Origin of the sequence: Clostridium sp. FP2 (genome assembly GCF_011065955.2) — a bacterium.
Taxonomy (GTDB): domain Bacteria; phylum Bacillota; class Clostridia; order Clostridiales; family Clostridiaceae; genus Clostridium_AD; species Clostridium_AD tagluense.
The window spans coordinates 2472235-2496505 of sequence record NZ_JAAMNI020000001.1 but is presented as its reverse complement, the minus strand read 5'-3'; the positions used below and the strand labels follow the sequence as shown (position 1 = coordinate 2496505).

General features: G+C 31.4%; 20 protein-coding genes, 1 rRNA gene, 1 riboswitch and 2 other annotated features. Of the genes, 7 read left to right on the top strand and 14 right to left on the bottom strand.

Going from position 1 to position 24271, the window contains the following annotated elements:
• Nucleotides 1-191 precede the first annotated feature (191 nt).
• Nucleotides 192-413 carry a YdbC family protein gene (locus tag G9F71_RS11970; protein WP_164946379.1) on the bottom strand — a complete coding sequence of 74 codons (222 nt, stop codon included), beginning with the start codon at nucleotides 411-413 and terminating at the stop codon, nucleotides 192-194.
• Between the two features lie 679 nt (nucleotides 414-1092).
• On the opposite strand from G9F71_RS11970, the gene uvsE reads away from it, so the two are divergent.
• Entirely contained in the window at nucleotides 1093-2055 is a 963-nt protein-coding gene (gene uvsE, locus G9F71_RS11965) for a UV DNA damage repair endonuclease UvsE (RefSeq protein WP_164946378.1), read from the top strand.
• A gap of 156 nt (nucleotides 2056-2211) precedes the next feature.
• Here the strand turns inward: uvsE and G9F71_RS11960 are convergent, their stop codons facing one another.
• Nucleotides 2212-4230 (bottom strand): methyl-accepting chemotaxis protein, encoded by a 2019-nt coding sequence (locus G9F71_RS11960; RefSeq protein WP_164946377.1) that lies wholly within the window; start codon nucleotides 4228-4230, stop codon nucleotides 2212-2214.
• A 164-nt stretch (nucleotides 4231-4394) separates the two neighbouring features.
• Nucleotides 4395-5618 (bottom strand): tyrosine--tRNA ligase, encoded by a 1224-nt coding sequence (tyrS, locus tag G9F71_RS11955; RefSeq protein ID WP_164946376.1) that lies wholly within the window; start codon nucleotides 5616-5618, stop codon nucleotides 4395-4397.
• Nucleotides 5619-5679: 61 nt separating this feature from the next.
• Nucleotides 5680-5958 (bottom strand) — a binding site (T-box leader).
• A gap of 403 nt (nucleotides 5959-6361) precedes the next feature.
• On the opposite strand from tyrS, the gene G9F71_RS11950 reads away from it, so the two are divergent.
• Nucleotides 6362-7618, top strand: a complete 1257-nt coding sequence (locus G9F71_RS11950; protein WP_164951165.1) for an ammonium transporter — start codon at nucleotides 6362-6364, stop codon at nucleotides 7616-7618.
• Between the two features lie 117 nt (nucleotides 7619-7735).
• Here G9F71_RS11950 and G9F71_RS11945 read toward each other — a convergent pair whose 3' ends face one another.
• Together G9F71_RS11945 and G9F71_RS11940 are read right to left on the bottom strand one after the other, a co-directional pair.
• Nucleotides 7736-8155, bottom strand: coding sequence for a hypothetical protein (locus G9F71_RS11945; protein ID WP_164951166.1), 420 nt, complete (start codon nucleotides 8153-8155; stop codon nucleotides 7736-7738).
• 80 nt (nucleotides 8156-8235) lie between these two features.
• Nucleotides 8236-9387 (bottom strand): alanine dehydrogenase, encoded by a 1152-nt coding sequence (locus tag G9F71_RS11940; RefSeq protein WP_164951167.1) that lies wholly within the window; start codon nucleotides 9385-9387, stop codon nucleotides 8236-8238.
• Between the two features lie 303 nt (nucleotides 9388-9690).
• Here G9F71_RS11940 and G9F71_RS11935 point away from each other — a divergent pair, with 303 nt between their 5' ends.
• The 3 genes from G9F71_RS11935 to G9F71_RS11925 all read left to right on the top strand — a co-directional run bounded on the left by G9F71_RS11935 (nucleotide 9691) and on the right by G9F71_RS11925 (nucleotide 13600).
• Nucleotides 9691-10461: a hypothetical protein gene (locus G9F71_RS11935; protein ID WP_164951168.1), complete on the top strand. Its 771-nt coding sequence runs from the start codon at nucleotides 9691-9693 to the stop codon at nucleotides 10459-10461.
• Nucleotides 10462-10552: 91 nt separating this feature from the next.
• Nucleotides 10553-10802, top strand: a binding site (T-box leader).
• A 134-nt stretch (nucleotides 10803-10936) separates the two neighbouring features.
• Nucleotides 10937-11449: a tryptophan transporter gene (locus G9F71_RS11930; protein WP_164951169.1), complete on the top strand. Its 513-nt coding sequence runs from the start codon at nucleotides 10937-10939 to the stop codon at nucleotides 11447-11449.
• Between the two features lie 129 nt (nucleotides 11450-11578).
• Nucleotides 11579-13600, top strand: coding sequence for a peptide ABC transporter substrate-binding protein (locus G9F71_RS11925; protein ID WP_164951170.1), 2022 nt, complete (start codon nucleotides 11579-11581; stop codon nucleotides 13598-13600).
• 68 nt (nucleotides 13601-13668) lie between these two features.
• Here G9F71_RS11925 and G9F71_RS11920 read toward each other — a convergent pair whose 3' ends face one another.
• The 5 genes from G9F71_RS11920 to G9F71_RS11900 form a co-directional block, all read right to left on the bottom strand.
• Nucleotides 13669-15666, bottom strand: a complete 1998-nt coding sequence (locus tag G9F71_RS11920) for a methyl-accepting chemotaxis protein (RefSeq protein WP_164951171.1) — start codon at nucleotides 15664-15666, stop codon at nucleotides 13669-13671.
• 251 nt (nucleotides 15667-15917) lie between these two features.
• Nucleotides 15918-16058 (bottom strand): hypothetical protein, encoded by a 141-nt coding sequence (locus tag G9F71_RS11915; protein ID WP_164951172.1) that lies wholly within the window; start codon nucleotides 16056-16058, stop codon nucleotides 15918-15920.
• A 158-nt stretch (nucleotides 16059-16216) separates the two neighbouring features.
• Nucleotides 16217-16663, bottom strand: coding sequence for a DUF1499 domain-containing protein (locus tag G9F71_RS11910; RefSeq protein WP_164951173.1), 447 nt, complete (start codon nucleotides 16661-16663; stop codon nucleotides 16217-16219).
• Nucleotides 16664-16723: 60 nt separating this feature from the next.
• The gene (locus tag G9F71_RS11905; RefSeq protein WP_164951174.1) at nucleotides 16724-17173 is read right to left on the bottom strand and encodes a MarR family winged helix-turn-helix transcriptional regulator; all 450 of its coding nucleotides are present in this window, start codon (nucleotides 17171-17173) and stop codon (nucleotides 16724-16726) included.
• Between the two features lie 53 nt (nucleotides 17174-17226).
• Nucleotides 17227-18615 (bottom strand): dihydrolipoyl dehydrogenase family protein, encoded by a 1389-nt coding sequence (locus G9F71_RS11900; RefSeq protein WP_164951175.1) that lies wholly within the window; start codon nucleotides 18613-18615, stop codon nucleotides 17227-17229.
• 220 nt (nucleotides 18616-18835) lie between these two features.
• Nucleotides 18836-18964: riboswitch (cyclic di-AMP (ydaO/yuaA leader) on the top strand.
• An 18-nt stretch (nucleotides 18965-18982) separates the two neighbouring features.
• On the opposite strand from G9F71_RS11900, the gene G9F71_RS11895 reads away from it, so the two are divergent.
• On the top strand, nucleotides 18983-19735 hold the full coding sequence (locus G9F71_RS11895; protein WP_224626346.1) for a cell wall hydrolase: 753 nt from the start codon (nucleotides 18983-18985) through the stop codon (nucleotides 19733-19735).
• A 76-nt stretch (nucleotides 19736-19811) separates the two neighbouring features.
• Here G9F71_RS11895 and G9F71_RS11890 read toward each other — a convergent pair whose 3' ends face one another.
• The 3 genes from G9F71_RS11890 to G9F71_RS11880 form a co-directional block, all read right to left on the bottom strand.
• Nucleotides 19812-20303 carry a dihydrofolate reductase gene (locus G9F71_RS11890; RefSeq protein WP_164951176.1) on the bottom strand — a complete coding sequence of 164 codons (492 nt, stop codon included), beginning with the start codon at nucleotides 20301-20303 and terminating at the stop codon, nucleotides 19812-19814.
• A 291-nt stretch (nucleotides 20304-20594) separates the two neighbouring features.
• A 16S ribosomal RNA gene (locus G9F71_RS11885) occupies nucleotides 20595-22113 on the bottom strand.
• Nucleotides 22114-22445: 332 nt separating this feature from the next.
• Nucleotides 22446-22676, bottom strand: coding sequence for a glutaredoxin family protein (locus tag G9F71_RS11880; protein ID WP_125004189.1), 231 nt, complete (start codon nucleotides 22674-22676; stop codon nucleotides 22446-22448).
• A gap of 319 nt (nucleotides 22677-22995) precedes the next feature.
• Here G9F71_RS11880 and hydE point away from each other — a divergent pair, with 319 nt between their 5' ends.
• Nucleotides 22996-24051: a [FeFe] hydrogenase H-cluster radical SAM maturase HydE gene (gene hydE / locus G9F71_RS11875; RefSeq protein WP_164952137.1), complete on the top strand. Its 1056-nt coding sequence runs from the start codon at nucleotides 22996-22998 to the stop codon at nucleotides 24049-24051.
• Nucleotides 24052-24085: 34 nt separating this feature from the next.
• Here hydE and G9F71_RS27295 read toward each other — a convergent pair whose 3' ends face one another.
• Nucleotides 24086-24220, bottom strand: coding sequence for a hypothetical protein (locus tag G9F71_RS27295; RefSeq protein WP_263488221.1), 135 nt, complete (start codon nucleotides 24218-24220; stop codon nucleotides 24086-24088).
• Nucleotides 24221-24271: the final 51 nt, after the last annotated feature.

The following is a 24271-nucleotide window of genomic DNA, read 5'->3' as shown; positions in this document are numbered from 1 at the left end:
ACAAGCTTGTTTGCATCATTTTTTTTATCTGCCTTTTATCATTATTAATACAAAACAAGGATGAAAGTATGTTATTTTTTAAACGATATAGCTTTTATGTTTACTTTCAGATAGGACGTTGCAATTTTCCATATAAAAAAACAAGGGATGGCAAAATTACCATACCTTGTTTCCATGTAACTTAATACTTGTTACAAATTTATCTTATTAAGCAATGCTTTAAGTTTTATAAGCTCTTCTTTAGATAAGGTAACCCCTTTTCCCATTTTTTCATGTTCTGGAGACCAATCTCTAATATCGTATTTTGCCTCTTTATCATTCCAGCTTATAAGATTTAATTCTTTTCTCCATGTTTTACCAGATTCTGATAATTCTCCTAATGTTTCTTTTATTTCGTATTTTATATCTGCCATGTTATACCTCCACTAATAATTTTAACTACTACATTAATATTATATGATTTTCACATAAAAAGCTATAATTTAGATATTTTATAGCAATAAAGCCTTTTTACATTCTATATTTCATATTTTGCAATGATTCTATTGAAATTATAGAAATATTTATTTGATTATTTGTATATTATTTTACACACACTATAGTTATGTGATATGATTAAACAAGGGTTTATTCTAACATCTATTCAAGTATTATATTTATTTAGTAAGATGTTTTTAACAAACATTTTAAATATTGTTATAGCTTTTATTATATAGCGATTTATAAGTAACTCTTTTATTAGTAATTTTTATGCCATGACTTAAAATATTTCCTACAATGTTTATAAGTTAACTTCATTATGGGGAGTATTATAAAAATATACTTATTAAAGGATATTAAAATTTCAATATGATTGAGCAATAATTAGAATATATTAAAGAATATCAGTTAGTAGAAATGTTTTAACGTCATTTCAGAAGGAGTTCCCCCTATCTTCCATGAGTGAGCCTATTACTCTAAAAAGGATAAAACTTTAGGTGGAATATATCATTCATTCTGAAGTCGTTAATGTTGCAGCTTTGAAAATAAAAAAGCTTGCGCAAATGATGATTTAATTTATTGGTATAACTATATTATATGAGGAGTGATATTATGCAAATAAGATTAGGCTACGTGGCTACTGCTTTAAAAGCAGCAAAAATAACTTCTGCTAGCACAGTAACTTTTTCTACATATACGAAACAATCGACGGACAGAGATAAACTTGAAAAACTACAAAAGGTAGCGGTATCAAACGTCAATGATTTGTATAAAATTCTAGAATACACTGTAAAAAACGATGTTCACTTTTATAGGATAACTTCCGCTTTAATACCTCTAGCAACTCATCCTGAAGTTACAGATTGGGAGTTCAGAAGAATTTTAAAAATGGATTTTGATTGGCTTGGAAATTATATAAACAATAATAATTTAAGAGTTGATACTCATCCTGATGAATCTAATGTTATAAATAGTTCTAAGGAAGAAGTAATAAAATCTACTGAAAAGAATCTTATGTTCCATGCAAATCTTTTCCAAGATATTAATTATCCTTTAGGAAAAATGATATTACACATTGGAGGTAAAGAAGGTGGCAAACTTGCTGCTACGGAAAGATTCTTTAAGAATTATAATAATCTGCCAAAAGAAATAACAAAATCAGTAGTGTTTGAAAATGATGACAAAAGCTTTACTACAAAAGAAGTATTAAACATATGCAAGGAAATAAATGTACCTATGGTGCTAGATGTACATCATCATAACTGCAACAACGGTGGCGATGACCTAGAACCTATGTTAAAAGATATATTCTCCACTTGGGAAAACGAACTTCTACCAGTAAAAGTACATTTTTCGAGCCCAAAAACTGGAGAAAAAGATAAAAAGCATGCTGATAACATTGATCCAGAAGCTTTCATCGAGTTTATTGAAAAGTGTATTCCACTAGGAATTGACTTAGATATAATGCTAGAGGCAAAACTAGCTGATTTGGCATTATTCAAACTTGTAGATGATGTTAAAACTTTAAAGCCTGAATGGACTTGGCTTGATACTAGTACTTTAGAATTTAATTAAACTTTATTATATAAATAAAAGGCTCAAAGAATTTTTATATTCTTTGAGCCTTTTATTTATATTAATTTATTCTACTTGTTTAAGTAATTCAATATTTTTCCCATAATTGAATTTAAATTTACTTGTTTTAAATCTGAAACTGTAACAATACTATTTCTAAATTTTAAATTTGTTAGTACTCTCTCTTAAATCATCTGCTAAACAATTCAGGTTTTCTGCTGCTTTAACTACTTCTTGAATTCCTGCTAATTGCTCATGTGAAGATGCACTTACTTCTTGCGTAGTGGCAGCTGCTTCCTCTACTACTGAAGCTACATTTCCAAGTTTATCTCTTAAAATATCCTTATATTGGTTAATGTTTTGCAATGAACTATTTACATCCACCATATTGCACTCTAGTAATTCTATGGATTTTTTAATTTTGATAAATGTTTCATTTGTTACTTCTACGCTTTTATTAGTTTTATCATTTAATTCTGTAGAATACATAATTCCCTGGAGTAATTCATGTACACTTGTACTAATATCAACAATAACTTTATCAATTTCTAAAGCTGAAACAGCAGATTGTTCTGCAAGTTTTCTTACTTCATCTGCAACCACAGCAAAACCTCTTCCTGCTTCTCCTGCTCTTGCAGCTTCAATGCTTGCGTTTAATGCTAATAGATTTGTTTGCTCTGTTATAACTTTTATCTTATCTGTTATATCACTAATTTTATTAGAGTTTTCTACTAATATTTCCACTTTACTCGCTACTGATTTATTTGCCTTTATGTTTTCTGTAAATGCTATCTTTAGGTTATTTACAATTATAAGGCCCTCTTTTGTTGATTGTTTAACTTCTAAAGAAGCACTAATCATATTTTCAGCATTTATAGTTGATTTATCCACTTCTTCACCTAAAGTATTTGCATAGGTAATGCTTTCTTCTAATATTTGAGCCTGTTCATTAGTCCCTTCTGCAATTTGCTGCACAGCCCTTGCTACTTCATCTCCAACAGCATTGGATTGCTCAGTGGTTGCTGCAAGAGATTCTGCTGAATCCTTTACTTTATTTGTGCTATCTACTACATTTCCTAAAACAAATATCATATCTTCCATCATATTATTTACAGAGCGTATAATTTCGTCGACCTCTAAACTTGTATTCATAATTTCAGGAACTTTATTGGTAAAATCACCCTCTTTAACCTTGCCTAATATTTCAATTAAAATACTCATAGGTTTTGTGATTTTTCCTGCAAACCTTTTTCCTACAATAATCACAAACACAAGGGAAACTAATAAAACAATTACAGGCACAGTTAAACCATCTAATATTTTTTTACTTCTTTCTGCCACGGGAATAAATCCTACTGATATTAATCCTGTATTAGTATCAGTAATTTTATATGCCATATAATCTATACCATCAACCTTTATGTTAAAGTAGTTTTGTTTTGAATCCATAATAGTTTTTACCCATTGTTGTTGTTTGGAATTCTTCCCAATAAGTTCATTGTTTTTATGTACAACAATTGTTCCTTTACTATCTATGACAGTAGCATAGCCATCATCCCCTAATTTGATTTTTGCAACTGTTTGAGAAATTGAAGCTAATGCTACATCTAATGCTACTACTCCTACTAAGCTACTCTTATCATCCTTAACAGTCTTCGTAAAAGTCATTATATACTTATCAGTAAAAGAATCTACATATGGATTAGTAACAATTATTTTACCATCATTACTCTCTGCAGCCTTGTACCACTCTCTATTAGTTGGATCATAATTATCTTTAAGCACAACTCTAGGAATAAGATAGGTCTTTTTATCTGTTGTTCCTACATATATACTTAGCACCTGTGGATGAGAATTTTTAAAAACCTCAAAATTCTTCATTAAATTTACAGGATAAGCCCCTTTGCTTTTAAGCATTTTTGTATTAACTTCATTGGAAATCATTTCTACAGATGCATAATTCTCATTGTATAATGCATTGATTGCATCATTAACTCTCTCTACACTTTTAACGGTGGCACCTTCAAACTCTCTGCTTAAATTGTTAGATAAACTATAATATGTGCTTATAGAAATAAGCATAATTGGCAAAAAAGATACCAATATAAGCAATATTGTTATCTGAAAACTCAATTTCGAGCGATTTCTTTTTTCTTTTACAATATTTTTAAACATTTTTACATTTCCCCCTCAATTTATATAATTTACCTTATATTTCGTTCTTTATTGATAAAACTTTAGTTATTTTCAGATAAATGAATTTAAATTTAATTGCTCAAAAATAAAAAATCTCCTTGTAACTTCTTGAAAAAGATAAAAACCACCATAGGTGGTGGCCCTTATTTCACTATAATAATTTTTACAAAATTTCTTTTACCACATTGAATTACATCTCCATCACTTAAATCAAATACATTATCTATGGATATTTTTTCTCCATTTATTTTCACTGCTCCTTGCTGAATTAGACGGCTTGCTTCCCTATTGCTTTTAGCAAAGTCCATATCAGTTATTATTTTTAAAATAGCACTTTGTTTATTCATAGTAGAATTCTTTATAACCTCTATTTCTTTAATGCTCTGTGGAATCTCCTTCTTTTGAAATACTTTTTTAAAATACTCCTGGGCTTCATCAGACGCTACTTTTCCATGATATAATTCAACAATCTCCTTAGAAAGTTTCATCTTTATATCCCTTGGATTAATTTTTTCACTTTCTAATTGTCTCACAATCTCTTGTACTTCATCTGGATGAGTATCTGTTACCAAATCGTAGTATTTTATAATTAGTTCATCTGGAATGGACATAACTTTACTATACATATTATTACAGTTTTCATTTATTCCAATGTAATTTCCAAGACTTTTACTCATCTTTAAGGTTCCATCTGTTCCTTCTAAAAGAGGCATGAATATTGAAACTTGCTTGTCTTCACCATATTCCTTTTGAAGGGTTCTTCCCATTAAAATATTAAACCGTTGATCTGTTCCACCAAGTTCAATATCTGCTTTTATTGCTATGGAATCATATCCTTGCATTAAGGGGTACATAAACTCATGAATTGCAATTGACTGCTGTGCTTTAAATCTATTTTTAAAATCTTCCCTTTCTAGCATCCTAGTTACTGTGTATTTTGATGCTAATTCTATAACATCTTTAAAATTCAATTTTGATAGCCACTCACTATTAAATTTAACCTCCGTTTTATCTGGATCAAGTATTTTAAATATTTGTTTTTTATAAGTTTCAGCATTTATCAATACTTCTTCCCGAGTTAACTCTTTTCTTGTTTTTGATCTTCCTGAAGGATCTCCTATCATCCCAGTAAAATCTCCAATAATTATAATTACCCTATGTCCTAAATCCTGTATTTGTCTCGCTTTTCTTAAAACCACTGTATGTCCTAAATGAATATCTGGTGCGGTAGGGTCTAGTCCAAGCTTAACTATAAGCTGACTGTTACTTTCCCCAGCTTTAATAAGTTTTTGCCTTAGCTCCTCCTTATCAATTATTTCAGTTGTACCTTTGGATATAATTTTAATTTGTTCATCAATATTAATCATTTTAATTCCTCCTATTTTAAAAAATTTCAAAAAAACAAAAAACTCCCGTCCTCTAGAAAATCTAGAGGACGAGAGTAAAATCCCGTGTTACCACCCCAATTTATTAATATGTTGCCACATTAACCTCTTAAAGTACGGCGCAAATAAGCACTTATACTATAGCACTTTAACGGATGCAAGGGTTCCGGCAACAGCCTACTACCACATAAAGGTGAATCTTAAGTGGATTTGGTGTGCAGCTCAGAGATGTATTCATAATACTATTCTTTGCTCCTTCTCAGCTTTGGGAGCTCTCTGTAAAAGAAACTGTTTTACTACTGGTTCTCATCACAGCTTTTATTCTTTAATTTACTTAATATAGAATATGAAATAACATTTTAAATGTTAATAAGAATTATAATACTTGTTTTCAGAAAAAGCAACTATTTTTACATTGTTTTGTTACTATAAATGTAAGTTTACTTTATATGAATTTTATAAAATATAGCAAAAAATATATTTTTAACAATTATATGAAAACAAAGGCTTATCTCCTGAATTGGCTATATTTAAACGTTATCATTGGCTTAAGGCCTCAAATCATACTTTTCTTATAAGTGGAAAAATGTTATTATACCTCAGTAAGACAAAAATGTCCTAATTGCAACATTTTTGTCTTGATTTTTACAAGTTAGAATCCTATAAATCATTTTGCAAAATATACTTGTAGCTTAATAAAAAATACATTTAATGGAGGAAAATTAATGATTGAATTATCCACAAGAAAAAAGGTTAAGAATGCGCCTAAAACTACTGTAAACAAGAGTTTACTAATATTTTTATTGTTGTTTTTTATAGTAGCTGCTCTTATTTTGATACCTAGCATAAATCATAACGTATCAACCAGTATCTCAGCAATTAATGCTGAGAGTAGTACCATGCACCAAACTACTCTAGAAAACAGTACAATTTTTGACACGTTAAAATATGAGCGTTCTATTCATATTTTAGCAATGCTACTTGTTGGTTTTGGTTTTCTTATGGTTTTCATAAGAAATCATGGTTATACTTCAATTACTGCAACATTTCTTGCAGTAAGTATAGCTATCCCAATGTATATGATTATAAAAAGTTTCGGTGGAGAAGGTTTCACTATGTCAACCATAAGCATTGATACACTTTTATTTGCAGAATTTGCTGCTGCAAGTTTGCTTATAGCAATTGGGGCTCCTCTTGGACGTTTAAAAATGGATCAATATATTATAATGGGATTATTGTTCGTACCAGCTTACATATTTAATGAATGGCTTATACTTGAAAGTGGTATGTTTAAGGGTTTCCTTGATACTGGTGGTTCAATTGTTATACATGCTTTTGGTGCGTATTTTGGACTGGGAGTTGTATCAAATACCTTTTCTAAATTTAAAGATGATGCTGCTTGTGAAAATAATCCAAGCTCTAACCAACTTTGTCTACTTGGAAGTATGGTATTATGGCTTTTCTGGCCCTCATTTACAAGTGCTATAGTAGCTCCAGAAAGAGTTGTATTAACTGCAATAAACACAATTTTTGCCTTATGCGGTGCAACACTGGCAACATACATATTCTCAAAAATAATCAGAGGTAAACTTGAGATAGAAGACATAGCAAATGCTGCTCTTGCTGGTGGAGTGGCAATTGGTTCTACTTGTGATAAGACAACACCAGGATATGCTATGCTTATAGGAATTGCTGCAGGAGCGCTTAGTGTAATTGGCTACAGTATTATTGCTCCTAAGTTACAAAGACTTATAAAAGGAACTGATACCTGTGGAATTAATAATTTACATGGAATGCCTGGAATCCTTGGAGGCGTGGTGGCAATATTTATAACTGGAAAAGCTGGTACTCAATTACTTGGAATAATTGTTACTGTATGTGTAGCTTTCATATTCGGAAAAATTACTGGTACTATTATAAGCTTGCTTGGCAAAAAAGAAATTCTATATAGTGACGAAGATGAATTTTTCGTTGAGGGATAGAATTAGTTTTAAATAAAACAAAAACTCGCCTCCTCTATAGCATATAGAGGATGCGAGTAAAATTTAGCATTAAAATTCATATATAGTTAAATATTTGTTACGTGTTATTTTCAGATTCTAACTTTTGTCAATTTTATTCCAGTCCCATTTCCTCTTAGGTTTATCAAATTCTAGTTGCGTTTCCTTCTGAATAGTCTTAAATACTAAATAGGCCAATATAAAACAAACATATCCCAGTATAAGTGCTTTGATAACTCCACTTGTTTGTTCTATTGCTGCTTTTTTTAACATTTGTATCATTTCTTCTGACATACCAGATTGATTTTTTAATGTAAGCAATATTTCTTTTACACCAAAGCTTTCCCATACACTTATTAAAGCGCAAACTAAGGAGACAACCATTAAAAGTATATTACATACATTTTTAAATCCACTTTGACTTCCCTTATAATCTACTAAGAAGTTTTTAATAACAAATATAGCACTAATTACTGCTAAAATTATTCCTAAAATGATTATAATAGTAAATTTCAACATAGAAACACCTCTTTTAAAAGTTAGAATTATATGCACACAGTTTTTCTCATACACTAAAAACATATAATCACTATTACATCTTATATTACTACATTTTCCATTTCATTACCATAGATATCCAATGGTTTTTCAAAACATTCAATAGTTGCTCTATATATTGCTCTATTAAAATAATCACTATTATATAAATCAAAATCCTCAGTAGAATATCCTATAAGATTTTGTACAATATATACAAGTTGTTTTCCGTATAAATCCATGCAAGCCTCTGGTTTAACTCCCGGCCAGGCATTACAGCTTACTACTGTTCTTTGATTGTGTGATTGTAAACACTTTGGCACAGTGTTATACTCATCATCACCAGGGTAAATAACATTTTTGTCCAATGTACCATGTGGCATACCTTCTACTGCCTTTATCTGAAGAGAACTTGCACTAGTTAAATATGGATCTGCTGTTAAATCTAAAATTATAGAATGCTCTTTTAAATACCCTATTAGTTCATTACTGACAACATATTTTGTTGCATCACCTCTAGTGGTTGCATCTACTAAAATATCTGTCTTTTTAAGGATTTTTATCATCTGCTTTTTATCATGGGTTATATTTCTAGGTAACATCTTAACAATTACTCCACTAGTTTTCTCTTGAAGTATAGCTTCGTTCACTTTGTTATTTCCATATTTACCAGCCATTCTTGCTGCTGTTAAACCAACTCGTCCCATACCCATTATACTCACAATTATAGGTTTTCTTTCTTCAATACAGATATTTTCATAATTTTTAGCCAGCTCAGTAAATGCTACATTAATCCCATTTTCTGAAGTTCCCTCATAATTTACAACCATTCTTTCAAAAAAATCATTTCTAATAGAATCCATAGAAACAGCAAATATACCTTTTTCTTTAAGCTTCTCAACTCTAGTAGCTCTAGTTGCATAATGAAGCATACTAAGTAGTGTACTGCCTCGTTTCATATATTCAATTTGTTCAAACTCCGGTGACCTTAAAACCACAACTATATCTTTTTCATAGCATTCTCTATTACTTACAAATTGTATTTTTTTATTATTTTTTAAATAATCTTCTTTTGTATAACCTAAAGCCGAGCCATATCCTTCTTCAAGAAATATATGTACTCTATCCATTTTAATCATGTCAAAAAAAGATGGCAAAAAATCTCTTCTCTCGTTTATTTCTTTATGCATTCTTGGAAAACCTATAGTTTTCATTATATCATCCTCCCCATATTTGTTTAGTTTACAAAATAGTTATCAATTGATAACTTCATTAAGCTATTTAATTTTAAATTCTTTTCATTTGAAAATTAGATATAACGAAAAAGATTTTTTGAAATGCTTAAAAACTTGAGTGTATTTATCTTTAAATTGTATTGCAGAGCAGTGAAACGTTGATTATTAGTAACTTTTGACAAGTAGCAATTTGAATTGTATAATAAGTTGTTACTTGCTACAATTGATTATACAATGCAAATTGTAAATTAGCAATGCTATATTAGGAGGTTGTGTGGATTTATGGAATATTTTCTTGATAATTATATTAAAAAACCAAATTTTGATTTTATTTTAACTATTGATTGCGAAGGATATAATTTTGATAAAAACTTAAAAAATAATGTACTAAACTTAGAAAGGCTCTTAAAATTAAATTCTGAAAACAATATATATACCCTTTTATTTATAACTCCATTTTTTGCAGAAATGATGAATGAGCTAAATCTGATAGAGAATATAAAGAAAAATTACAAAGTTATATTTGGCCTTCATATTCATCCAAATAATTTACCAGAATCTATAGAAAAGCTATGCCCATTCATAGAAAAAAATGAAGATTTAATAGCTAATTACTCTTATGATGAACAAAAAATTATTATAAAGCACTGCTACGAATATATTTCGAAATTAGGAATTGAGCCAATTGAAGCTTTCCGGGGAGGATATTTTTCAATAGACGATAATACAGAAAAAATATTAGCAGAGTTAACTCCCATAAAGTATGAATCTCACAATATTTACAGACCTCAGTACAACGTAACCAAAAATATATTAACTTCTTTACCTGTTTACGCAGAAAATGAAAATGAAGAGTTAAGATTGGAATACTTTAATATTGAAAAGCTTTCAAAAATTCTAAATAAAGGAATCTTGGAAAATAAAAAGCTTTTTGGAATAACTCATAGTTACTTATTAGATCCAAATGATTTCCATTATAAACGCGATAAAATAGAGCTGGATATTCATGAAAGAATGGATCTTTTAATAAGCATTATTAATAAATACAGATAATATTAGTACAAAATTATTACTTTAAAATAAATAGTTTTTTTAAATTACTATTTACATTTAATTATTTTAATGCTACAATCATTCTTATATTATAAATTCGTAGAACAGGAAGAGTAGTTAAAGCCATGCAATTCCAGAGAGCTGAGGATAGTGCGATCTCAGTATTGATAACTTTAGTGAATGGACCTGCTAGAAGTAACCCGAAATCAAATTTTGATAGTAGTAGTTACCGGATGCCCACTGTTAAAAGGGCTAGAGCATTTTAGTGCTTGAAGATTAAATATGCACAGTTTTTTTGTAGCATAATTTAGGTGGTACAGCGAATATCCTTCGCCCTAATACAGGGCGGGGGTTTTTTTTCGTTTAAATAATTAATTGAAAGGTGGTGTCTAATTTGATGCACTGAAAGATAATTGCTTTTAAAAAAATAACAAAACCAATAAATCTAAATTATTTTGAAAAGGAGCTAATTTTTATGAAAACAAATAAAATAATAATAACTTCACTCTTCCTTGCAATAGGTCTTATATTGCATCAAATTACACCAGGTATATTCTTTGGAATAAAACCAGATTTCTTATTGGTATTTATGATTTTGTCCGTAATCTTAACCAAAGATTTTAAAATTGCCTTTATTACAGGAATAGTGGCAGGTGTTTTATGTGCCTTATCAACCACATTTCCTGGTGGTCAATTGCCTAATATTATAGACAAAATTATAACTTCAATAATTGTATATGCTATATATAAAAACTCCAATGCTAATTCTCCACTAAAATTAACATGTATTTATTTTCTAGGAACTGTAATAAGTGGAAGCATTTTTCTAGGTTCAGCTCTTATTCTGTTTGGTTTACCAGCACCTTTTTTAATACTCTTTGTATCCATAGTACTTCCTACTTCAGTGCTTAATTCACTTATGGGATTTTTCCTGCATAAGCTTATTATAACTAACCCAGCAATCAAGAGTAAATTCATAAACTATTAAATCATCACCTGGAAGGTGCAATATTAAGGACTTCAGAAGGATATAAAAACTCCCACTGAAGTTTTTATATATTGTTCCATTTATTCAATAGTGTTACAATATAGTTATATATATAAAGGAGCTGAAAATATGAAATTTAAGCTAAAAAAATCAGTGAGCATTTTATTATGTTTTATCCTGACATTAACTATTAATCTTGAACTTAACACAAAAGCAAATGCACTAGTTGAAAAATCACTCCCTAAAATATCCCGTTGTGAAATTACAGATAGCAGACAATTACTTATTACTACCAAAGACTATGAAGGTATGATTCAGTATCAAATTTTTTATAGTCAGCAAAACTCCTCCAATATAAATTGGAATTTAGTAACAACGCCAGATATGGTAGATGGGTGGACGCTCCCTATAGGTGGAGTAAATTTAACTAAAATTGACTTATCTCATCTAAAACTAGAATCTTCACAATACCGTTTTGCCATACGAGTAAAACGTTCAGGTGAAAAAGGAAAGTATTCTAACAAATATGGAGAATATGATGATGCCTATTCATTAAATGCTAAACTAGAAGAAGCCGCTTCAAAAACACCTCAAATATTAAATGCTAGTCTAAACTCTGAGCCAAGAACTCTAGATGTTTCATTTTCTACTGATACTTACAGTAAGCAAATATTAAATGAAATTTATGAGGGACTTACTAGAATAGATCACACAGCTGATGGAACAAATTATATTGCTCCTGCTGGTGCTTCTAAATGGGAATGTAACCAAAAGGGTGACGTATGGACCTTTTTCCTAAGAGACAACTATTGGTCAGATGGTGTAAAGGTTACAGCACAGCATTATGTGGATAGTATACTTAGAAGTCTTGACCCTATAACTGGTCCTGTTTATTCATTCCTATTATTACCAATAAAAAATGCTACTGAATTCAATACTAGCAAAATAAAAGATAAAAACCAAGTGGGTATACATGCTATTGATGCTAGTACACTTCAAATAACACTAGAAAAACCATGTCCTTATTTTTTGGAACTAACTTATATGAATGTTATGAAGCCTCAAAGATTAGACCTTATAGAAAAATATAAGGATACCTATGGTACAGATATTAAATCTATTGTTTCAAATGGACCTTTCTTATTAAAAGATTGGCTTACTCAAAACAAGATTACATTAGAAAAAAATCCTTATTATTGGGATAAAGATAAAGTTAAATTACAGCAAATAAATTTTAATATTCTGCGAAATATTGATACAAGAATGAATGAACTTTACCTTGGAAATATAGATTTTGCTGCCAGCCTAAAACCTGAATGGAGCGAAAAACTCCAAAATACTAATAAATTTAATTTAATGACTGCTGATAAGGCAACAACCTACTATACTATGTTTAATCAGAATGATAAATATTTAAAAAATTCAAAAATAAGAAAAGCATTTATACTAGCTGAAAATAGAACTGAAAAAATTAAAGATATATATAAAGGGGTAGGTGAGCCTGCTTATAGCTTCTGCCCTACTTCAATACCAATATATCAAGCTACTCCCGTAAAAAAAGCAATTAAATCTCCTGTTATAAAACTTATGGAAGAGAATAAAGACCCTAAAGCATTGCTTATGGAGGGACTAAAAGAAATTGGCGAAGATGTTAATTCATCAAAGATGAATATAACCTTATTACAAAGTGGAACTTCTCCAATGGATATTGAATCTGCAGAGTTCATGAAAAAAAGTTATAAAGATATATTAGGTGTGGAGCTTAAAATTCAATATGAAGAATGGGCTGTATGTATGAAGAACATGGATGATGGAAAATACCAAATAACTCAAGCTGCCTGGGTTGGTGATTACAACTCCCCTCTATCTTATTTAGAAATGTGGACCAGTTCTGCTGGAACTTTTAATACAGGTTTTATTAACAAAGAATATGATGAACTTATTTCAAAAGCAAGGGTAACTATGAATCCTGCTGAGAGTTTTAAATATTTAAAAAAGGCAGAAGATATCCTAATATATGAAGAAGGTGTAATTTCACCAAGTGTACTTACAAAGCACAGTTTTTTCTACAGAAAAGAAGTTAAAAATTTAATATATAATCCTTTTACTGAATTTGAATTTAAATATGTGGAGATCAGCCCGGCTTTATAAAAATCCAAAGAACCAAGCTCTAATGCAGAGCTTGGTTCTTTGTTTTGAAACATTTAATTGTTATTTCTTTATTCTATTTTAAACATACCTACTTTATTTTTCAAATTTTGTGATGCCTCATCAACCTTTGTTGCAAACTCTGCTACTTCTTCACAGGAAGATAACATTTCTTCTGAGGAGGCTGCAATTTGTTCTGAGGATGCTGAAACTTCTTGCGCTACTGCTGATATATTTTCAATTTTATTTATTACAACTGTTTTAGAATCATCTACCCTTTTTAAGGATACATTGGTTTCTTCCATAAGTGGTGCTATTTCAACTACTGAATTTATAATATTCTCAAAAGATATTATAGTTTCGCTAGCAAGACCTTCTTGCTTTGTTATAAGCTCATTAACACTAGCAGTAGTATCAATAACGTCATCTGTTTCTTTTGATATTGACTTAACAAGATTTAAAATTTCTTCTGAAGAGTTTTTAGATTCTTCTGCAAGCTTTCTGATTTCATCTGCAACCACTGCAAATCCTCTTCCTTGTTCTCCTGCTCTAGCAGCCTCAATAGCTGCATTCAAAGCCAAAAGATTAGTTTGTTCTGAAACTTCATTTATTACATCAGTTATGTTACCGATTTTTGAAACTGTACCTGAAAGTCCTGTAACCTTATTCACCACTACTTCGAAAGACGCTTTTATCTCTTTTATAGAATTTACAAGACTGTCTATTTGACCTTTGCCATTAATTGCCCTTACTTGTGTGTCATTAGCTTTATTGTTTACATTAATAAGTTTATCCTCTACTAATGTTAGTTGTCTTGTAAAATCATTAAGCAAACTAACTACATCTGAAATTTCACTAGCTTGCTCTGAAGCACCTTTTGCCACCTCTTGAATTGCAGTTGCAACTTCATTTGCTACATTAGTCATTTGCCTAGATGTGGATGAAAGTGTCACTGCCGATGTCCCCACTTCATTGGATGTATCTTTTACACCCTTTATAGATTCTTTCAAGCTTACTAAAGTTTTATTTAGTTTACCCGACATTTGGGCTATCTCATCTTTTCCTTTTTCATTTACTGTGATTGTAAAGTCCCCTTCAGCAATCTTACTCATAGCTCCTGAAACTTTTTCAATAGGTTTTGAAATACCTTTTGCTATTATTATAGCTATACCTGCAGCTATAATAATAGTTAACAAAATTATACACGCCAGCACTATAATAACAAGACTAGCTGTTTTAGTAAGCTCCTTCACTGGTATATTTGCCACAAAAGTCCAACCAAGTTCCTTGTTAGTATCATAAGCTAGCAGTTTATCAATTCCCTCATAGGTGTATTGTCCTATACCTTGCTTATTTTTAAGGATTTCTTTACCTATATCTAGTTTCAGTATATTCTTCTGCAGAATTTCCTTTTCATTTATATGTGCTACAGCCGTTCCGTCACTTTCGATTATGTATATGTTTCCTGTGTCTCCTATCTTAATACCATTTATTATTTTTGATACGCCACTTAATGCTACTGAAGTTAATATAGATCCCCTTACTTCATTATTAGCATCTAAAATAGGGACAGCTACTACAACTATATTATTTCCACTAGAAGAACTTTTTAAAACTTTAGAAATTTGCGTTTTTTTTGCTTCTTTCATTCGCACATAATATTCCCTACTACTTAAGCTCTTTCCATCTGTGGTTCCAAGTCCACTAATCATAATTGTTCCATTCTTATCTAAGAGTAGAATATTATCATAAATTTCATATGTTTTCATGCTTGATTTAAATCCATTTGCAATTTGATTTTTCATTTGTAAGTCTGTTTTTCCAGTTTGTAAGATATTTAAATAACTATTTATTGATGGGTTATTAGACATATCTTGTCCACTTTTAATTATTAATGATATAGATTCATTAATTGAGGTCATTGCAGATCGTTCCTGTTGCTGTAAACTAGACCTTGCTTCTTTTCTGCTTGAGTTTTGCATTATTACCATTATTGTTGCTCCTGCAGTTAATACAGGAATCAATGCAAATGCTATGAACATTGAAATAAACTTACCTCTTAATTTCATTGATGAGTCCCCCTTTTCATAAGTATTATTTTTATTTAAAATACATTTTAACATCCTTATTATTTTATAAAAAAATTACATTCTTTTACTCTATATCTATATATTTATATCATATATTAGATATTATTGTCAAACAATTCTTTATATTTTGTTATTTTAGTTTAATTTAACTAATTTTTATATAAAAATCAAAGCCCTCACTTTTTACGTGAGGGCAAATTAAAGAATACATATATATAAATTTAAAGACTTTATTTCTGCTGCGGATAATATTTTTTAAAAGCATCTTCATACCCTTCAGGCCTTTGAAATTCTTGAACTTCACTTATAAAAGTTTTTTCACCTTCCTTATGTTTTTCTTTTCTTACTTCTTTGTTCTTTTCATTATTCAAAATAAAACCTCCTGTCTCATTTTCTCTTTGAAAAATGGTAGCCCATAACTTGTTTAACTAATAGCATTTCCAACATTAGAAAAAGCATGCATGAAAAATCAAAAGGATACCCTAGATGGTTCTCTTTGTCGTCTTTCTTCACTTTCCAACATAAAATTTTATTTATAATAAACTTCGCTTAACTTGTTATATCTTTCTCTATTTAATCCCATATCAGAATATCCAATCCTCGAAGCTGATCTAATTTGAATAAGTTTTTTACTTTCATCAAAGTAAAATTCTACATCATCATGATATTTCATTATTCCAGTTGCAAAGACCACATATACATAATTTGTCTCATTTTTAATTATTTTAACATTACCGTAATTTTCAATTGCTTTTATAATTTTATCCTTTGAATCCTTTAAATTCCCTTTAAAATGTAGTGCTTCAACTTTCTTATCTTTTTCTTCTGTTTCAGATGAGACCGCATTAGGTTTGTTTGGCATTTGTGCTAATTTACCATTATTAACCCCTAAATTCTTTGGAGTTAAATTGTTTTTTACCAACATGTAAATTACAATTATTGACATGACGCTTATTACTGCACTTAAAATTTTCACGTTACACCTCTCCTACATCATATTCAAAATTTAACTAGTTATAATTCTATGAGTTCTTTACTAATACCTATAATTTTCAATTTCATCTAATTTTTTCAATAGTTCATCAAATTCCCTCATATACTTCACATATTCATCCATTTTAATTTGCGCTCTACAACTAATTTCTCCAGGAACATTGGAAGCTTCATACTTAAGCTTTTCACCCTTTGAAGTAATATGAATATAAACCTTTCTTTCATCATCTTCATCCTTAACTCTACATAACTGTCCCTGGCTTTCTAATTTGTTTAATATAGGAGTCAAAGTTCCTGTTTTCATCTTTAAATTATTGCTCATATCTTTAAATGATATCTTTTCATGTTCCCATAGAATTAACATAACCAAATATTGTGGATAAGTCAAATTTAAACTATCCAGTATTGGTTTATATAACCTAGTCATAGCCTTAGACACAGAGTATATTTTAAAACAAAGTTGATTACTTAGTTTTAAATTATCTATCTCCATAACCTTAACCTCCTTCATGTCTTAATATTTTGGTATTAAATTTATATTTAAAACTATTTTCTCCTAAATAGTTTTACAAAAGGATTATTTAATATGTTATCTAAATAAACCTTCTTGCTTATCTTAAGTAATATCTCTCCATAAGTAGGATATGGATGTATAACCTTTGTTAATTTTCCGAAATTTATTCCCAACGTCTTTACTACCTGTACCTCAGAAATCATCTCTCCAGCTCTCTCTCCCAAAATGCTAGCTCCAAGTACTTTTCCCTTTTTATCACATATTATTTTAACAAGACCTTCATCATCTTCTTTTGTTTTTGCCCTATCTAAATTTTTATAATCTTGCTCATATACCCTAATTGAATCACCATACTTTTCTCTAGCTTCCTGCTCTGTTAATCCTGCCCTTGCAAGTTCCGGTTCTGAAAATGTACACCAAGCTACATGTGCGTAATCAATCTTCTTCTTTATAGGCAACAATGCATTTTTCACAGCTGTAATTCCTTGCACATTTGCCATATGTGAGAAAAGATATGGACCAGCAACATCTCCTATTGCAAATATACCTTTTGTGCTTGTTTCTAAAAACTTGTTAACCTCTATAGCCTTTTGGTTATATCCAATACTAACTTTTTCTAAATCTAACCCCTTTATATTAGGAACTCTACCAAGGGATACCAAGATTTTGTCCGCATTTATAATTTCAACGATTCCATCTTTAATTACAGACAAGGAAATCTTACCATCTTTTTCTGAAACCTTTTCTGCTTTATATGAAGTATATATCTTAACGCCTTCCAATATAAGCTTTCTCTCTAGGATAGTTACAAGTTTTGGTTCTTCTCTATTTAAAATAGTATCCATCATTTCTACTAATGATACTTTAACGCCTAATCTATTCATAGCCTGTGATAATTCTACCCCTATAGCTCCTCCTCCTAAAACAATTATACTCTCCGGAAGTCTTTTTTCTATGAAAATATTTTCATTTGTAAGATAATTTATATCTTTTAAACCCTCAATGGGTGGCACCATTGGTGATGACCCAGTGGAAATAATTATCTTCTTAGCCTTGATTTTTTCTCCATTAACACTCAAAGTATTTTTATCAATAAATTTTGCAAATCCATTAATATAATCAATGCCATCTCTTTTCAAAACTTCAAGGCTTTCTTCTTCATAAACATTATGAATTACTTTTCTGACTTTTTCTAAAACCTCAGAAGTATCAACCAATAAATCTGAATACTTCTTTGCTACATGTATTTCTTTTGCAATATTTATTAAAGCCTTACTTGGAATGCAACCAGACCAAGTACACTCTCCGCCAGGCTTATTTTTGTCAATTAAAATAACTTTTTTCGAAAATCCTTTTGCAGTGTATGCAGCAGTTAAGCCCCCCGAACCTGCTCCTATTATGGCAATATCATATTCTTTCATTCTAACCCCTCCAGTAAATAAACTATTCGTAAACTAAATCGCATTCGATTAATCTTATAAGATTATTATATATTATAGAATAAATTTGTCAACCATATTTATATTGTTGAAGATACCTTAGCCCCCTAATTTTAGTTTTACTAAAAATATTAAATACTTATATATCGTAATTTAACCATTTTTTAACATCGATTAATTTGTCGTTTTATGTTACAATATGGGAGTTGCATTGCCGAATCTCCTAAATGGAGAACGGGGGATTTCTCATGGGGTGAATCTCTTATTTTAGAGTAGGGTGCCTTTAACCCGAATCCGTCAACTAACCTCGCAGGCTTATAAAGGAGGACTTGTTATTATTAAATTAAATTTGAAAACTACTCTGCTTGCTTTAACCTTAGCTCTAGTTAGTAGTAGCTCCGTATATGCTGCTACATATACAGTTAAATCAGGTGATACATTAGGTGGTATAAGCAAAGCTTATAACACAACTACTAATTATTTAATGAAAAATAATAAATTATCAAACTACAACATATATTCTGGACAAGTACTCACTGTTCCAACTAATACTCATAATGTAGCTCGCGGTGACACTTTATATTTCATAGCAAAAAAATATAATATAACTTTAGATAAATTAAGAATTGCAAATGATAAGTGGGATGATAATATTTATCCTGGGGATGTCTTTAAAATTCCAACTGCTTCAACAAATGTAAAAGCTACACCCCTTAATAGCTCTAAAGTTATCCCCTATTCAAATAGCGATGTAAATCTATTAGCTAGACTAATCAATGCTGAAGCTGGTGGTGAGAGTTATGATACCATGCTTTCTGTAGGAGCTGTAGTTGTAAATAGAGTTCAAAGTTCCCAGTTTCCAAGTAATATTAGTGGAGTAATTAACGAAAAAAGCAATGGCTACTATCAATTTACTCCAGTAATGAATGGAATGATTAATAAAGCTCCAACTGATATAGCAACTAAGGCAGCCTATGAATCACTAAAAGGTTCAGATCCAACTAATGGAGCCTTGTATTTTTTTGAAAATACTGTAACGAATAAGTGGTTAACTTCAAAAACCGTAGCCGCTGTTAAAGGCAACTTAACCTTTGCTTATTAATTTATCTTGAGTATTTTTAAACTAAAAAAACAAACTTCTACTATTTTGTGGAAGTTTGTTTTTTATACCTTTATAATCATTTTTTAATATATGTATTAAAGGTATAATATATATCCTCTTTAAATTGTTGTTTTTCACTTGTTGAATTTTTTTGCCATTGATTATCATTATCTAAATTTGCTAATACTTTATTATGTACATACTCCTTATATATTTTAGTTATGTATGCCTTATCACAATGTGGCATTAATTGAGCATAAATCGATTGACCTCCTATAATGAATATATCTTCCTCATTATACTTTTTCAATTCTTTAAAAAGTTCCTCTAAGGAATAACATAAAATAACACCTTCACAGTTATAACTTCTGTTTTTGGTAAGCACTATATTAACTCTTTGTTCTAATGGCTTTTTATCTGGTAGTGATTCAAGTGTATTCCTACCCATTACAATAACTTTTCCAATGGTTTTTTCTTTGAAGTACTTCATATCTTCAGGTATTTTCACCAACAATTTAGTGTTGTATCCTATTCCCCAATTTAAATCAACTGCTGCTATTAAATTCATTTGTACCTCCTTTAAATCATCAGCTTCTGTGCTGAAATATTAACCACCTCAGAAGGAAATTTGGACTTCCACTAAAGTTTTATCTATAATCATTATAACAAAATATTAATAAGATAATCAAAAAAATAATAAGCATTCTAAACACTATGTAGTGATTAAAATACTTATTTTTTTCTGACTATTAGTCTCTCAAAATTAAACAGAGAATAGGTTACGAGTAATTACAGTAGACATTTTGAAGAATAAATTCTTCTTGTTGCATCGACCGAAGTCTTTGCATCTACTCCCTAGAAAGGAGGTGATCCAGCCGCAGGTTCTCCTACGGCTACCTTGTTACGACTTCACCCCAATCATCAATCCCACCTTCGGCCGCTGGCTCCTTACGGTTACCTCACGGACTTCGGGTGTTACCAACTCTCATGGTGTGACGGGCGGTGTGTACAAGGCCCGGGAACGTATTCACCGCGACATGCTGATTCGCGATTACTAGCAACTCCGGCTTCATGTAGGCGAGTTGCAGCCTACAATCCGAACTGGGATGAGTTTTTGAGTTTGGCTCCACCTTGCGGTCTTGCATCTCTTTGTACTCACCATTGTAGCACGTGTGTAGCCCTAGACATAAGGGGCATGATGATTTGACGTCATCCCCACCTTCCTCCCGGTTAACCCGGGCAGTCTCACTAGAGTGCTCAACTAAATGGTAGCAACTAATGATAAGGGTTGCGCTCGTTGCGGGACTTAACCCAACATCTCACGACACGAGCTGACGACAACCATGCACCACCTGTCACCCTGTCCCGAAGGACTTCGCCCATCTCTGGGTTATGCAGGGGATGTCAAGTCTAGGTAAGGTTCTTCGCGTTGCTTCGAATTAAACCACATGCTCCGCTGCTTGTGCGGGCCCCCGTCAATTCCTTTGAGTTTTAATCTTGCGATCGTACTCCCCAGGCGGAATACTTATTGTGTTAACTGCGGCACCGAGGTTCGACCCCCGACACCTAGTATTCATCGTTTACGGCGTGGACTACCAGGGTATCTAATCCTGTTTGCTCCCCACGCTTTCATGCCTCAGCGTCAGTTACAGTCCAGTAAGTCGCCTTCGCCACTGGTGTTCTTCCTAATCTCTACGCATTTCACCGCTACACTAGGAATTCCACTTACCTCTCCTGCACTCTAGACACCCAGTTTCAAATGCAGCACCCAAGTTAAGCTCGGGTATTTCACATCTGACTTAAATGTCCGCCTACGCATCCTTTACGCCCAGTAAATCCGGACAACGCTTGCCACCTACGTATTACCGCGGCTGCTGGCACGTAGTTAGCCGTGGCTTCCTCCTCTGGTACCGTCATTATCGTCCCAGAAGACAGAACTTTACAACCCGAAGGCCTTCATCATTCACGCGGCGTTGCTGCGTCAGGGTTTCCCCCATTGCGCAATATTCCCCACTGCTGCCTCCCGTAGGAGTCTGGACCGTGTCTCAGTTCCAATGTGGCCGATCACCCTCTCAGGTCGGCTACGCATCGTTGCCTTGGTGGGCCGTTACCTCACCAACTAGCTAATGCGCCGCGGGTCCATCTCAAAGTGGAATTCTCTAAAAGAAAAATCCTTTGATGTTTCAATCATGCGATCAAAACATATTATGCGGTATTAATCTCCCTTTCGGGAGGCTATTCCCCTCTTTGAGGCAGGTTACCCACGTGTTACTCACCCGTCCGCCGCTAATCCACCCCGAAGGGTTTCATCGCTCGACTTGCATGTGTTAGGCACGCCGCCAGCGTTCGTCCTGAGCCAGGATCAAACTCTCAATTTAAAAGTTTACACTTTTTATTTGAAATGAATAATCTGCGCCAACTGTTAAGCTGGTTAGCAAGCTCATTACATACTTTTTAGTCTTACGACTAAAATTACTTTTTTATCTAAAGTAATTAACTGGTCTAACGAAATATTATTTCGCTATTTTACCTATTTCTCTGTTTAATTTTCAAAGACCAATTTAAAATATTTATTCGCCACTGAGTGACTACTCTTTATATTCTATCAGTTAATATTGTATATGTCAACGTTTTTATTAGCTTTTAGATTTTTATAAGTAAAAAGAAGCTAATGTCTTAGCTTCTTTTTATAATTTACAGCCCTTTGCTTTTATAAACTTAGCATAGCAGCCACTTTTTCTTTATCAAAACCCATCATTTCTTCTCCATTTATATTTATTACCGGAACTGATCTATATCCTTTTTTTATAAGTGCCTTTTTTGCTTCTAAATCTTCAGAGATATTATGCTCTATATAATCAATATTGTTTTCTTTAAAAAACTCCATAGCCATATGACAAAATCCACAACTACTACTTGTATAAATCTCAACTTTATTCATAAATAATCTCTCCTTTACTTTCAATTGCTATAACTTAAATCGTATGCAATTAAACTATGATGTTATAATAACATCTTTCTTTTACTAAGTCAATAATAATTATTTATTAATTTGTTTTATTAGTATGCTTCTAAATTTAATAATATATTATAATTTTTTTCTGTTTTATCTTTACATATATTTTCAATAATACTATGATAGTTCTAACACTATGTTTTAGGAGGGAAAACAATTGTTTTATACTCCAGATAACTAAAAGGAAATAAGAGTTTATAACTGTTATTCTCCTCAGATGAATACTAGGGGGTGCCAGATAATAATGAAATTATTAGAAATCATAAATAAAGCAAAAACGCAGCATATATTAAACAAACAGGAAATCATCTCTCTTTTAAAGAGCAATGATGCAGACCAAGAACTATTTAACGCGGCTGATGAAGTTAGAAAAAAATACTTAGGTGATGACGTTCACCTTAGAGGTCTTATTGAATTCACTAATATATGTAAGCGCAATTGTTTTTACTGCGGACTTCGCCACGATAATAAAAAAATAATTAGGTATAGATTAACAGAAGAACAAATTTTAGACTTTGCCACTAAAGCTAAGTCCTTTGGCTATAAAACCATAGTCCTTCAAGGTGGTGAAGATAATTATTACACCAGTGATAAAATTGTAAGAATAATAAAAGGAATAAAAGATTTAGGTTTAGCCCTAACTTTGAGTATAGGTGAAAAAACTTTTGATGAATATAAGGCTTTTAGAGCTGCTGGTGCTGATAGATATCTTCTAAGGATTGAAACAACAGACAAAGAACTATATGAAAAGCTAGATCCAGGTATGAGTCATGAAAGCAGACTGAATTGCTTAAAAATATTAAAAGAATTAGGCTTTGAAGTTGGAACAGGTGTTATGGTTGGGCTTCCAAACCAAACTATAGAATCCTATGCAGATGATATATTATTTTTCAAAGAAATTGATGCTGACATGTTAGGCATAGGGCCTTTTATTCCAAATGAAGACACCCCCCTTGCAAAGGCTAAGGGTAAGGAGTTAACTATGGCACTTAAAGTTATGTCTATAACACGTTTGCTACTACCAGACATTAATATACCTGCAACAACGGCTATGGAGTCCCTAAATAAAAACGGAAGACTAATGGCCCTACAAAGTGGTGCCAATGTTGTTATGCCTAATGTTACAGAAGGCGAATATAGAAAACAATATGCTCTATATCCAGGTAAAATATGTACTGGAGACACTCCTGCTCATTGTCGCGGATGTATAACAGGTAAAATTACCAGTATTGGAAGAAAAGTTTCAACTAATTATGGATTTAGAGGAAATAAACCAACTAATATACATGAACATAAATGATTTTACAATAAAAAAGAGCCCTAGGGCTCTTTTTTTAGCTAAATGTCTTTTTAGCATCTTTTATTGGCTTATTATTAACTGATTCATTTTCTGCATCCACAATTCCAGGTTTATTATGTCTCTTATTTAAATCATGCTGTATATTCATTTTCGTAGGTTTATTTGGCATTAAAAACTCCCCTTTCTAGAATTATATTATCCTAGAAGGCTAGTTTTTATT